Source organism: Blautia sp. SC05B48, from assembly GCF_005848555.1.
GTDB lineage: Bacteria > Bacillota > Clostridia > Lachnospirales > Lachnospiraceae > Blautia_A.
In genome coordinates, this window is sequence record NZ_CP040518.1 from 1,907,377 (window position 1) to 1,920,139 (window position 12,763).

Here is a 12,763-nt window from a genome sequence, read left to right on the forward strand (position 1 = left end):
TGCATAGAGAATACGAATCATGCAGAGAAAAGAATCTGCAGCTCCGGCATGGAAGAACCTTGCCGGAGCTGCGGGTTCTTTTTTTATGTGGTGGATAGTGAAATGTGCATAAAAAAACCGGATCGAATTTGTTCAACAGGGAGAATCACCGGAAACCCTATTGACAAATCCTCTCAAAAGAACAATAATGTAATTACTTTAATAAAACAATTAATAAAAGATAATACATAATAAACAAGGAGGAAAAACATTATGATCCAGCAGGTAATGACAAATCCAGGAGAGATTATTTTCAGAGAGGTTCCGGTTCCGAAGGTGGGAGATGACCAGGTTCTCGTTAAGATCATGAACATTGGTATCTGCGGTTCCGATATTCATGTATATCACGGCAAGCATCCTTTTACCAAGTATCCGGTGACACAGGGACATGAGGTGTCCGGTGAGATTACAGAGCTGGGAAAGAATGTCACAGGCTTTCAGGTAGGACAGAAGGTAACGATCGAGCCACAGGTATACTGCGGACATTGTTATCCATGCCGCCACGGCAAATATAATCTCTGCGAAGAGCTGAAGGTTATGGGCTTCCAGACAACAGGAACAGCTTCCGAGTATTTTGCGGTAGACGCTTCCAAGGTCACACCGATCCCGGAGGAAATGTCTTATGAGGAAGGTGCGATGATCGAGCCTCTGGCAGTTGCTGTTCACGCAGTGAAACAGATGGGCGATGTGAAGGGGATGAATATTGCTGTTCTTGGTGCCGGCCCCATTGGAAATCTGGTGGCACAGAGTGCCAAAGGAATGGGCGCTGCGAAGGTTATGATCACGGATGTCAGTGATCTTCGCCTTGAGAAAGCGAAAGAGTGCGGTATTGATGTGTGCGTAAATACCAAGGAGAAAGATTTTGGTGAGGCTATGGTGGAAGCCTTTGGCCCGGATAAAGCAGATGTGATCTATGACTGTGCCGGAAATAACATCACCATGGGACAGGCGATCAAATACGCAAGAAAAGGCAGCGTGATCGTGCTGGTAGCTGTTTTTGCGGATATGGCCACCATTGACCTGGCAGTTGCCAATGACCATGAGCTGGATATCAAGAGCACGATGATGTACCGTCATGATGACTATGTGGATGCCATCGATCTTGTGAATGCAGAGAAGGTTCATTTAAGACCGCTGATCTCCAAGACCTTTGCCTTTAAGGATTATCTCAAGGCTTACCAGTATATTGATGCCAACCGTGAGACAACCATGAAGGTTATCATCAACGTGCAGGAGAAATAACACCAGGAAATGTACTAACAGGAAATCTCCCGGATGTGGCTGTCCGGGAGAGATATAAGCGATAAGCAGTAAACGAGGAGTAACGAAAAACAGGAGGAGTTATGGGTAGTGAAGACAGATACGGAAAGGTACCGCTGATCAGTAAGATCGCGTATGGTTTTGGTGATGTAGGCTGTAATTTCAGCTGGATGTTTGTCAGTAATTTTTTGATGATATTTTATACAGATGTATTCGGGATCAGTATGACGGCTGTTTCAGCGCTGATGCTGTTCTCAAGATTCTGGGATGCGATCAACGATCCCATTGTCGGAGGACTTACGGATAAGACGAAGACCAGATGGGGACGGTACCGTCCGTGGCTGCTCATTGCGGCGCCTGTTACAGCGATCCTTCTGATGATGACGTTCTGGGCACATCCGGACTGGTCGGATACATCCAAGATCATCTATATGGTGATCACATACTGCCTGCTGGTGTTGGGATATACCTGTGTAAACATTCCATACGGAACGCTTTGCGGCGCAATGACACAGGACATTGATGAGCGGGCGAAGATCAATACGTCCCGTTCGGTTGCGGCTATGATCGCTATCGGAATTATCAACATCATTACTGTGCCTTTGATCGGAAAACTGGGAAGCAGCAGTCAGAAGACAGGTTATCTTCTGGTAGCCATCATTTACGGATGCATTTTTGCGGCATGTCATATTTTCTGCTTTGCAAAAACAAAGGAGCAGGTGACCACACCGGAAAAAGAAAAGATATCCATCCGGGTTCAGCTGAAAGCAGTCATGCAGAACCGGCCATATCTTCTGGCACTGGTGGGACAGGTACTGTTTGGTTTCACTCTTTACGGAAGAAACGCGGATGTTCTGTATTACTTTACCTATGTGGAGGGAAACGCATCTTACTATACAACTTACTCCATGTGTATCATCATTCCGTCCATTATCGGAGCTGCCTGCTTTCAGCCGGTCTTCCGGAAACTGAACAACAAAGGGCGGACAGCGTCTCTGTTTGCGCTCCTTACCGGAATTTCCATGCTTGCCATGTATTTCTTTAATGTAAAAGAATCTCCGGCTGCCTTTTACGCCCTGGCAGGAATCACACAGTTCTTTTTCTCCGGATTTAACACGGCAATCTATGCGATCATACCGGACTGCGTGGAATACGGAGAATGGAAAACAGGTCTTCGCAACGATGGTTTCCAGTATGCGTTCGTATCCCTCGGAAACAAGATTGGAATGGCGATCGGAACAGCGCTCCTTGCGGCGCTTCTGGGAAAATACGGTTATGTGGCAAACCAGGCCCAGAATTCAGCCGTGCTCAGCATCATGAAACATTCCTTTACCACGATCCCCGGAATCCTGTGGATCGTTACGGCAGTGGTGCTGTTCTTCTACAGATTGAACAGAAAAAGATACAATGAGATCGTGGAAGATCTGAAATATGGAAAAAGAGGATAATATGAGAACCATAAAAGCTCCCGGATGTGGCTGTCCGGGAGCTTTGCTTTATATATGGAGAAGTGTTTCAAAATCCTTTTGGCACATAGGCCGGTAATACAGAAAGCCCTGGATTTCGTCACAGCCCTCTGCTTTTAAAAATTCTGCAATTTCTTTTGTTTCCACACCTTCGCATACGATAGATTTTCCCATACGTTTCAGCATATGGAAAACTTCCTGGAGAACGATCTGGGTGTTTTCAGTCAGAGAATCCCCCAGGAATTTTCGGTCGATCTTAACTTCATTAAAGAGCAGATCTTTTTTACAAAGTTTTCCGGTTCTTCGAAATGAAGAGGAGAAACATTTAAGGACAGACGAAAATTTTCGGGAAGAAATTCCACAGATTCCTGAAGCCAACGGAAGGTTTTTTCATAAACATAATAATCCAGGCGGATCACAAAGCCGTTTTGCTCAAAAAGAGGAATATATACAGCTGGTGACCATAGCATTTTTTGGTCACGAATCCATCGAACCAGAACTTCCGCACTGGAGATATTTCCATTTTGGGGAGTTACTTTGGGCTGAAAATATATTTGAAATTCCTCGTTTTTCAGTGCCTGATGAAAAGAGTGGAGAATCTCGGCCTGCATTTTTTCCTGGCGGTCGATCTCATCAGAATAAATACAGCAAGGAGAAAGCATTTTTTTGGAAAGTCTACGGGCTACATTTGCACAGGAAAGGATAGTTTCCGGAGTGGTATCGGCATCAGGAACAAGGCAGATTCCGGAGTTGGTACGGAAAAAATTTACATGGAAGGTATTTCTCATACGCTTGCAGATTTTTCGGTCAAGAGCTTGGATCTCTGAAAGAAATGCATCATTTGTAAGATCAGAAATATCTGCAATGCTGATAAAAACATCCGAGAAAAAACGAGTGGTAAAAATGGTAAAAGGTGCACCGGCAATTTCTTCATAGACCATGTTCAGAATCTCATTTCCCAGGGAATATCCATATTTATCATTGATAAAATGAAAGTTTTCCACATCAGTGGAGATCAGAGCAAGGGAATGGGTGTTTCCGGTATTACTCTGAATCTGCCGAATCTTTTCGGAAAGAGTTTCAGAAGAAATCGTGGGAATTGCAGTGCCTGCAGAAACGGAACGGGAAGAAAATTTTTTATTTGCTGCAATTTTCTTATGCGCTTTATCCTGATACATTTTCTGATCTGCCGCATTAATAAGATCCTGCATCATAAAGTAGTGATTTTGATAGCTGACCTCGTAACCGATGGCATAGCTTAGCGGAAGGGTGGTTCTGCTATTATATTCCTGTACAAGGGAATTCAGTTTTCGGGCCATCTGTCGAAGAGAGGCTTCAGAAGTATTCTGTTGGATGATGATAAATTCATCTCCTCCGTAACGGGCAAGGAAACTGTCAGAATTAAGGATGCGCGTCAGACAGTAGGAGAAGGACTGGATAAATTCGTCTCCTTTTTCATGCCCGTAGGTGTCATTGACATATTTCAGATCATTCAGATCGAACATCATGACACCGATGCCAAAGGTACTCGGACGGTTATTTAGCTCCAGAATCAGTTTTTCCAGGGAAGTTTTATTGTGGACACCGGTGATATCACGGAAGGCTTTTACGATAAGGCGGGAAAGCAGCTCTCTCTGAATCAGGGAAAGGGCAAGAGTCACCACAAGCAGAGCCAGTGCAATTTCCATAAGCCGGAGCATAGGATAATAAGAAACACCGGGTTCCTGAAGAAATTTCAGGAGATACAGGTCAATGATCAGCAGGATTACAAGCGCCAGCAGGGTGCATTCACAAAGATGAAGTACACTTTTTTCTTTTTTCATAAATTAAATAAATCTCCTTGTTGTTTACTGATAAAATGGCAGAGTATTTCAGACTTGCACGATGATCATTTTGGCAAAGTCCTGATTGATGCCGATCTTGCTTTCCTGGATTCGTACAATATAAGAGCCGAAAAGAATCGACAGAATCCGTACCGTTGCTCCTTCAAGAAAACCAAGCGTTTCCAGATGATGGCGTTCGTTTTCATTGCCGCATATTTTTTGAATGATATAATCTGTGTTGATATCAGCTAAATTCAGTGGCATAGTTCCTCCGACAAAATGGTTTTATTTTAAATTAGTTTTAACTAACATTATATCGCAAAGAAAAGATATGTCAATGGTTTGCAGAGTGTTACTTTTGAGTGAAATTTTTCAAAGCAGTTTTATATGGGACGACAGGCAGAGCAGTTTGTGATATGATAAAAAAATATCGTCAATAAATATAAGAATGTTTAGAAATTGTTTAGCCGACAGGCGTATAAGGAAGATGAATAAAAATGCAGCAGGGGAGATAGAAAAATGGATACGGTAAAATAAGATTTCAGCAGACTTTTTCGCTGTATGCAGCGCGCCGAAAGAGGAGAAGAGCTGACAATAGGCTTCTTTGGCGGTTCAATCACCCAGGGCAAGATCCTGAAGCCGCTGACTAATCTTGTGAGCAGCTTTGCCATGGGAACTACGGTTCTGCTGGGGCAGCAGATTGGCTGTGGAGAGCGGAAAAAGGGAGGTCGGACGGTGGGAACTGCCATTGTGATGTTCGGAGTGATCGCGCTGATCATGACTGTGATCCTTGTGATTTTTGCGCCTCAGGTCAGCAGTATCATGAATGCGCCGGAAGAAGCCTTTGACAAGACTGTGGATTATGTACGGATCTGCTGGTAAGTATTTCCTTCCTGATCATTCTTGCCATCGTGAATTCCATGGATGTGACAGCTTCCGCAGGAGTGGGAGTTGCGGAAAAAGTCTGCGCGTTTATCATGCTGATCTCCTCAGCATTTATGCAGTCCATCTCTGCTTTTGTGGCTCAGAATTACGGCGCAGGACGGATGGACTGTGCGAAAAAAGCGCTGCATTATGGTGTGGCAGTTTCTTTTGCCATCGGCGTGGGAATGTTTTTCCTGTCATTTTTCCATGGAGGTGCTCTGGCGGGAATCTTCTCGTCGGATACCATGGTTATTGATGCGGCGGCAGATTATCTGAAAGCCTATGCCATTGACTGCATGCTTACGGCGATCTTTTTCTGCTACATCGGTTTCTATAATGGAATCGGTCTGACAAAGTTTGTGATGATCTAGGGAATCCTGGGCGCTTTCTGTGTCCGTGTTCCGGTATCCTGGTTTATGAGCCGCCAGCCGGAAGCGACACTGTTTGATATCGGTCTGGCGACACCAATGTCCTCTGCGCAGCAGATCGCGCTTTGCCTTGGCTGCATGCTGTATCTGAAAAAGAAGCAGCGTGTATAAAGTGATATGGTACGGGATTATTATGGTAATGGAAATGTACTTATATGAAAAAAGAGGAAAATGCTATGACCTATACAACGGATTATCAGTCACCACTGGGAACGATCTTTCTTGCGGCAGATGAAAAAGGTCTTACCGGTCTGTGGCTGGAAGGGCAGAAATACTATGCTGCCCAGATAAAAAAAGAAGAATGCAGGCAGGAAGAAGCGCCGGTGCTGAAAGAAACAAAGCGCTGGCTGGATATTTATTTTCAGGGAAAAGAGCCGGATTTTATGCCGGCGCTTCATCCGGTGGGAACGGAATTTCAATGTGCGGTGTGGGAGATCCTGCGCAGGATTCCTTACGGCCGGACGATCACCTACGGTGAGATCGCCGGACAGCTTGCCGCACAGCGGGGCGTGAAAAAAATGTCCGCGCAGGCGGTAGGAGGAGCGGTGGGTCATAATAAGATATCCATTATCATTCCCTGCCATCGTGTGGTAGGAAGTAACGGAAGTCTCACCGGATATGCCGGCGGGATCGACAAGAAGATCGCGCTTCTGAAACTGGAAAAAACAGATATAACCGGATTTTTTGTTCCGAAGAAGGGAACGGCACTGTAGAAAAACAGAAAACGTTTTCAGAAATATGCACTGTTGATTCTTTTATAATTATGATAAAATAAATAAAAATTTTGTACGGGAGGAATCATCATGGAGAATATTTTTCACAGAGTAAGTATCCGAAAATATGAAGACAGACCGGTAGAGAAAGAAAAGATCCTGCAGATCCTGAAAGCAGGTATGCAGGCTCCAAGCGCATGCAATCAGCAGCCCTGGGAATTTTATGTGGTAACAGATAAAGAGAAGATCAGGAAGCTTTCCGGTGCGACACCCTATTCCGGCTGTGCGGCAGGCGCGCCTGTCGTGATCGTTCCGGTATATCGCAAAGAAGGCCTGGTGATACAGTCTATGGCACAGATCGATATGTCCATTGCCCAGGAGAATATCTGGTTGGAAACGGATGCACTGGGACTTGGTGGCGTGTGGATCGGAATCGCACCGATGCAGGACCGCATGGATGAGGTTCATGACATGCTGGAGCTTCCGGAAAACGTGGAGGTATTTTCTCTGTTTGCCCTGGGCTATCCGGCAGAAAAAAGAGAACAGCAGAACCGGTTTGATGAAAGCAGGATCCATTTCGTGGAATAAAACAGCTGACTGTGAAGAAACATAATGACAGAATCGAGGAACAAAAAATGGAACATATCGCAAGAGATGAAGCATTTGTTTTATTAAAAAAATACAACAAAGACCCTTTTCATATTCAGCACGCACTGACAGTTGAGGCAGTGATGAAGTGGTACGCAAAAGAGCTGGGATATGGAGATGACGCAGAGTACTGGGGCATTGTAGGACTGTTCCATGACATTGATTTTGAACTTTATCCGGAGGAACACTGTCTGAAAGCACCGGAGCTTCTTCGTGAGGCTGGTGTGGGAGAGGATATCATTCATGCAGTGGTTTCCCATGGCTACGGAATTACCGTTGGCTGTGGAAAAACCATTGAGACGGAACCGGAGCATGAAATGGAAAAAGTTCTCTTTGCGGCAGATGAGCTGACAGGACTGATCTGGGCAGCAGCGCTGATGCGTCCGTCAAAAAGCACCAAGGACATGGAACTGAAATCCCTCAAAAAGAAATATAAGAGCAAAGGCTTCGCAGCCGGCTGCTCCAGAGAGGTGATCCAGCGTGGTGCTGATCAGCTGGGATGGGATCTTGCCAAGCTTCTTACCATGACACTGCAGGCTATGGCAGACAGCGAAGATGATATTCAGAAAGAGATGGAAGCGGAAGAAGTATAAGAATAGTAAAAATCACCAATGCTGAGAAGGGTGTTTTGTGAAAGAAGCCTTTTGCAGAAAAAACTTTTCTGCGGTAAAATAAAAGATAGAATCTGTATAAAATTCAAACAGGCATTTATCGTAGTAAGTTAAGAAAACAGGAAGAGGTGGATAACATGAAAGAATACGAGATCATTATTGAAACGATCAATCCATGCGGCGGCGAGCGTCATTCCCAGCAGGAGATCATTGAAGCGGAGATTGAGAGCCCGGAAGCTTATGTGAAACAGAACGGAAGATTTCCGGTGATCGATACAGCGCAGAATCCGGACGGGGATGTGGTGATCGTAACCGGTGACGGAAACGGTTACATGGTAAGATATACATTTACAGAATAAAAAAACAGCGTCTGCAGAAAAGAAGCTGCAGATGCTGTTTTTTTGTCGAAATGGAAGGCAGTTATGTATAAGGAGGAACAAAACATGAAAGTATTAATGCTTAACGGAAGTCCCAGGGTAAAGGGAAATACAGCACTTGCTCTGGAAGAAATGAAAAAGGTCTTCGAACAGGAAGGCGTGGAAGTCGAGATCGTGCGGGTAGGTCATAAAGAGGTCCGGAGCTGCATTGCCTGTCAGCGCTGCTACGAGCTTGGAAAATGTGTTTTTGATGACATCGTAAATGAACTGGCGCCGAAATTTGAAGAAGCAGACGGTCTTGTAGTTGCCAGTCCGGTCTATTTTGCTTCTGCCAATGCCACACTGGTTGCTGTTCTTACCAGACTTTTTTACAGCACCCATTTTGACAAGACCATGAAGGTAGGTGCCAGCGTTGTCTGTGCAAGACGTGGCGGATGTTCCGCCACCTTTGATGAGCTGAACAAATTTTTCACCATCTCAAATATGCCCATCGCATCCAGCCAGTACTGGAATTCCATTCATGGACGGGAGCAGGGAGAAGCAGAACAGGATGAGGAAGGTAAGCAGACCATGCGTGTCCTCGCCAGAAACATGACATTCCTCATGAAGAGCATTGCCCTGGGAAAAGAAAAATTCGGGCTTCCGGAAACAGAAGAACGGGCATTTACTCATTTTATCAGATGACGAGGTGATTTTGATCTTCACCTTACTGTAATCATTGACATTACAACGGGAAGGATATATGATAAGAAAAAACAGAAGAGGTGAAGAAGAATGCAGATATCCAGCAGATTTACGTTAGCAGTGCACATTTTTACATGCATTGATACGTTTCAGAATGAATATAAAGTAACCAGTGATTTTATTGCGGGCAGTACCAATGTAAATCCGGTGATCATCCGCAAGATCCTTCTGCAGCTGAAGGCTGCCGGTCTGGTGCAGGTTGCCAGGGGAACCGGCGGAACTACCATTACCAGACCGTTATCAGAAATCACATTTCTGGATATATATAAAGCGGTGGAGTGTGTGGAAGACAACAAGCTCTTTCACTTCCACGAGAATCCCAACCCGCAGTGTCCGGTAGGAAAAAATATCCACAATATCCTGGATGATAAGCTGCAGCAGGTGCAGGACGCAATGGAGCGGGAGCTTCAGTCTATCACTTTGGAGGATGTGAAAGAAGATCTGGAGAAATATCTTCAGTAGTAAAAGATAAAACAGAACAGAATCGCGAAAGCGCATCACAGAAATGATAAGCCGCTACCAAGCAGAGAAGTTATGAAATCTGCTGAGTAGCGGTTTTTTATATTTGGGGAAATTGATCAGTGATATTTCATGGTATAAAAAAGCACTTGAGAAAAAATATAAAAAATCTAGTTGTAACTATTGACATTACAATAAAACGATGCTATATTACTTGATGTAATAAAGAAGGTTACAACAATGACTGGCCGGTCATGATTATAAGAAAATGTTATTGATGCGAATAATAAGAATAAAGGAGAAAACGATCATGAAAAAAGTAGTAGAATTTTTACAGGCAAACCCGGTACAGTATCTGGCAACTGTAGGACGCGATGGAAAGGCGAAATGCCGCCCGTTCATGTTCTGTTTTGAGAAAGACGGAAAGCTCTGGTTCTGCACAAACAATACCAAGGATGTTTACAAGGATATGCAGGCAAACCCGGAGATCGAGGTTTCCGTATCTAATCCGGAGTACGCATGGATCCGTCTTCACGGAAAAGCTGTTTTTGAGGACAACCATGAAGTAAAGGTAGCCTGCATGGAGAATCCTATTGTCAAAGGTCAGTATGAGACTGCTGAGAACCCGATCTTTGAGGTATTCTACCTTGAGAACCCACATGGTCTGATCGCAGACTTCTCCGGAAACCCGCCATATGAATTCTAATTGAATCAACACCCAATTGATTCTATGTCATAACAGACTCCCGATAGCACCAAGGCAAATTCCTGCATTCATTCCTCATTCAATGGACGCAGGAATTTCCTGGTTACTGTTCACTCTGTGAACAGTAACATTTCCAATACATAAAAATCGGACATTTACAACAGATACATTTCACAGGAACTGCATGGAGGTCTGTCCTTTCGGAGCAGTGGAAAGAAGGTAAGCTATGGAGATCCGTAAACATCTTCATATCATAAGGAGGCAGAAAAAAGTGGACTGGGCACAGTTTTTATGCGGGATACCCGCAAGAGATTATATATTTCAGAAGGAGCCCTATGAGGAACAGATCACACAGGCTTCGGCATATCTGAAGGAAGCAGATCATGTGCTGATCGGAGCAGGTGCCGGCCTTTCTGCAGCGGCCGGTCTTACCTACAGCGGGAAACGCTTTCAGGAAAATTTCAGCGATTTTATAAAAAAATACGGGCTGCAGGATATGTATTCTGCCGGTTTTTATCCATTTCAGACAGAGGAAGAGCGCTGGGGTTACTGGTGCAGACATTCTTATGTAAACCGTATCAAACCACCGGCTTTGCCACTGTATCAGCAGCTTTTTGACCTGGTGAAAGAAAAAGACTATTTTGTGCTGACCACCAATGTGGATCACCAGTTTCAGAAAGCCGGATTTTCGGAAGAGAGGATCTTTGCCACACAGGGAGATTATGGCCGGATCCAGTGCATGAAGGGATGTCATCCCAGGACCTATGATGCCGTTTCCATGTTTGCCCAGATGGTTCAGGCAGAAAAGGACTGTAAGATTCCTTCTTATATGGTGCCGAAATGTCCGGTATGCGGCGGCCCTATGGCTATGAATCTCCGATGCGACCAGTATTTTGTGGAGGATGAGCAGTGGAATGAGGCTGCGGAAAATTATGGAAAGTATCTGAAACAGCTGAAAAAAGGCAAGGCTGTACTGCTGGAGCTGGGCGTTGGTTTTAACACACCATCTATTATTCGCTTTCCTTTTGAAAAAATGGTACGTGAGCACAAAAATACAGAGCTGATCCGCCTGAACAGAGACGAGGCTGTGATACCGGAAAGCTTCGGAGAACGTGGAATCGGAATCAATCGTGACTTGTGCGACAGCTTACGGGATATTACAATAGAAATAAAAAAGATATCCGCAGATCATTTGCAGGACAGCTGATATAAAACCCAACAGAAACCAAAGTGCCCAATGGGAAAAATCTGCGGAAGTGTTACAGGCAGGTCAAAACAGAACTGGTAAATAACAGAAGGAGGACATATGGATCAGAAACAGCGTCTTGATTATCTTGTGGAAAAATTCAAAGAAGATTCCGGAGAATACAGGAACCTTAAGGTCTCGGACAACGATGCAGAAAAAAGAAGAATCCTTCGTTCTCTCATGAACATTCGCATGCCCCGGCATATGGATGAAGAAATCCTGAAGGTGCAGGATGAATTCCTGAAGGAAGATGCCAGGGAAAAAGGAATCGTAACCCTGGATCAGATTCCGACGGTAAAAGAGGCGTACCACAGTACTGTGCCTTTTGCGGAAAAAATCTCTATCTGGCAGGGCGATATCACCAGACTTCAGGTGGGAGCTATCGTCAATGCAGCCAACTCCCAGATGCTGGGCTGTTTTGTGCCCTGCCACAGATGTATTGACAATGCGATCCATTCGGCTGCGGGAGTGGAGCTTCGTGCAGAGTGCAGCCGCCAGATGAACCAGAAACGGATCCGCTACGGAAGATCCTATGAAGAACCAACCGGACAGGCCATGGTGACCGGTGGCTATAACCTTCCGGCGGAGCATGTGATCCATACGGTGGGGCCTATTGTTTACTACGAAGTCACGGACAAGTTACGGCAGGATCTGAAAAACTGTTACGAAAGTGTGCTGAACTGCTGCCTGGAAAACAATATCCGATCCGTAGCGTTCTGCTGTATCTCCACCGGAGAGTTCCATTTTCCCAACAAAGAAGCAGCAGAGATCGCTGTGAACACCACAGAAGCCTTTCTGGAAAAACAAGGAGATGCTTTTGACCGGGTGATCTTTAATGTGTTTAAGGATATGGATCTGGAGTATTATAAAAATCAGTTTTAAGTATCCGGTCAGCTCCTGGCTTTATGAAAACAGCCTCGCTGAAGACTGCATACGGTTATTGTATGCCATGCCTTCTGCGGGGCTGTTATTTTATTTTTTAAATAGTTTATCATTACAGAGATCCACAAACAGCTGGGCTGTTCTGGAAAGAGGTCTGTCGCTGCGGTAGCACAGGGACAGCTGTGAAGAGATCGCTGGTGTGATGGGAATGGCACGCCAGGGAGAGTAGCTGGGTCTGGGACCGTTCTCGGGAAGCTGGACGTGAACATCCATCAGCAGGGCCACACAGGCCTGATTAGTCACCATGTCCAGAATGGAATCGGTTCTGTGGCTGGTAAAAACGATATTTGGTACAAAATTGGCGTTCTGGCAGGCTATTCTAGCAACACCCTCAAGTTTGCCCCTCACGAAGAGCGCCCTTCAACAACTTTAATTAC

18 protein-coding genes are annotated in these 12,763 nt (G+C 45.0%); 14 read left to right on the forward strand and 4 right to left on the reverse strand.

The genetic code is table 11. The features are described 5' to 3' along the window. Positions 1-252 precede the first annotated feature (252 nt). Together EYS05_RS08735 and EYS05_RS08740 are read left to right on the forward strand one after the other, a co-directional pair. Entirely contained in the window at positions 253-1,281 is a 1,029-nt protein-coding gene (locus tag EYS05_RS08735) for a zinc-dependent alcohol dehydrogenase (RefSeq protein ID WP_118623290.1), read from the forward strand. Positions 1,282-1,382: 101 nt separating this feature from the next. After that, complete coding sequence (locus EYS05_RS08740; protein WP_138277021.1) at positions 1,383-2,747, forward strand: MFS transporter; 1,365 nt, start codon at positions 1,383-1,385, stop codon at positions 2,745-2,747. A 48-nt stretch (positions 2,748-2,795) separates the two neighbouring features. Here the strand turns inward: EYS05_RS08740 and EYS05_RS17665 are convergent, their stop codons facing one another. Genes EYS05_RS17665 through EYS05_RS08755 form a run of 3 tightly spaced genes read right to left on the reverse strand, consistent with a single transcriptional unit; the run spans position 2,796 to position 4,852 of the window. Next, positions 2,796-3,041, reverse strand: coding sequence for an EAL domain-containing protein (locus tag EYS05_RS17665; RefSeq protein ID WP_243119295.1), 246 nt, complete (start codon positions 3,039-3,041; stop codon positions 2,796-2,798). Beyond that, entirely contained in the window at positions 2,990-4,588 is a 1,599-nt protein-coding gene (locus EYS05_RS08750; RefSeq protein WP_138277023.1) for a diguanylate cyclase domain-containing protein, read from the reverse strand. Before EYS05_RS08750 ends, EYS05_RS17665 begins: the two co-directional genes overlap by 52 nt. 48 nt (positions 4,589-4,636) lie before the next feature. Beyond that, positions 4,637-4,852, reverse strand: a complete 216-nt coding sequence (locus tag EYS05_RS08755; RefSeq protein WP_118512644.1) for a FeoA family protein — start codon at positions 4,850-4,852, stop codon at positions 4,637-4,639. Positions 4,853-5,149: 297 nt separating this feature from the next. Between EYS05_RS08755 and EYS05_RS08760 the strand changes: the two genes are divergently transcribed. The 12 genes from EYS05_RS08760 (at position 5,150) to EYS05_RS08810 (ending at position 12,326) form a co-directional block, all read left to right on the forward strand. Continuing rightward, positions 5,150-5,470, forward strand: a complete 321-nt coding sequence (locus EYS05_RS08760; protein ID WP_138277024.1) for an MATE family efflux transporter — start codon at positions 5,150-5,152, stop codon at positions 5,468-5,470. Positions 5,471-5,508: 38 nt separating this feature from the next. Continuing rightward, entirely contained in the window at positions 5,509-5,883 is a 375-nt protein-coding gene (locus tag EYS05_RS08765) for an MATE family efflux transporter (RefSeq protein ID WP_243119067.1), read from the forward strand. A gap of 45 nt (positions 5,884-5,928) precedes the next feature. After that, positions 5,929-6,051, forward strand: a complete 123-nt coding sequence (locus tag EYS05_RS17805) for a hypothetical protein (RefSeq protein WP_256372094.1) — start codon at positions 5,929-5,931, stop codon at positions 6,049-6,051. 65 nt (positions 6,052-6,116) lie between these two features. Continuing rightward, positions 6,117-6,653 (forward strand): methylated-DNA--[protein]-cysteine S-methyltransferase, encoded by a 537-nt coding sequence (locus tag EYS05_RS08770; RefSeq protein WP_138277706.1) that lies wholly within the window; start codon positions 6,117-6,119, stop codon positions 6,651-6,653. A gap of 90 nt (positions 6,654-6,743) precedes the next feature. After that, positions 6,744-7,241, forward strand: coding sequence for a nitroreductase family protein (locus EYS05_RS08775; RefSeq protein ID WP_138277026.1), 498 nt, complete (start codon positions 6,744-6,746; stop codon positions 7,239-7,241). Positions 7,242-7,288: 47 nt separating this feature from the next. Further along, the gene (locus tag EYS05_RS08780) at positions 7,289-7,894 is read left to right on the forward strand and encodes a hydrolase (RefSeq protein ID WP_138277027.1); all 606 of its coding nucleotides are present in this window, start codon (positions 7,289-7,291) and stop codon (positions 7,892-7,894) included. A gap of 155 nt (positions 7,895-8,049) precedes the next feature. Beyond that, positions 8,050-8,271 (forward strand): hypothetical protein, encoded by a 222-nt coding sequence (locus tag EYS05_RS08785; protein ID WP_118512642.1) that lies wholly within the window; start codon positions 8,050-8,052, stop codon positions 8,269-8,271. 84 nt (positions 8,272-8,355) lie between these two features. After that, a complete protein-coding gene (locus EYS05_RS08790) occupies positions 8,356-8,973 on the forward strand; it encodes a flavodoxin family protein (RefSeq protein WP_138277028.1) in 618 nt (205 codons plus the stop codon). A gap of 90 nt (positions 8,974-9,063) precedes the next feature. Further along, on the forward strand, positions 9,064-9,495 hold the full coding sequence (locus tag EYS05_RS08795) for an Rrf2 family transcriptional regulator (RefSeq protein ID WP_118512640.1): 432 nt from the start codon (positions 9,064-9,066) through the stop codon (positions 9,493-9,495). A 307-nt stretch (positions 9,496-9,802) separates the two neighbouring features. Beyond that, complete coding sequence (locus tag EYS05_RS08800; RefSeq protein ID WP_138277029.1) at positions 9,803-10,198, forward strand: pyridoxamine 5'-phosphate oxidase family protein; 396 nt, start codon at positions 9,803-9,805, stop codon at positions 10,196-10,198. Positions 10,199-10,424: 226 nt separating this feature from the next. Next, positions 10,425-11,405 (forward strand): Sir2 family NAD-dependent protein deacetylase, encoded by a 981-nt coding sequence (locus tag EYS05_RS08805; protein WP_138277030.1) that lies wholly within the window; start codon positions 10,425-10,427, stop codon positions 11,403-11,405. Between the two features lie 99 nt (positions 11,406-11,504). Then, the gene (locus tag EYS05_RS08810) at positions 11,505-12,326 is read left to right on the forward strand and encodes a protein-ADP-ribose hydrolase (protein WP_138277031.1); all 822 of its coding nucleotides are present in this window, start codon (positions 11,505-11,507) and stop codon (positions 12,324-12,326) included. Positions 12,327-12,416: 90 nt separating this feature from the next. On the opposite strand, the gene EYS05_RS08815 is transcribed toward EYS05_RS08810, so the two are convergent. Next, positions 12,417-12,734 (reverse strand): LysR family transcriptional regulator substrate-binding protein, encoded by a 318-nt coding sequence (locus EYS05_RS08815; protein ID WP_118512636.1) that lies wholly within the window; start codon positions 12,732-12,734, stop codon positions 12,417-12,419. Between the last annotated feature and the right edge of the window lie 29 nt (positions 12,735-12,763).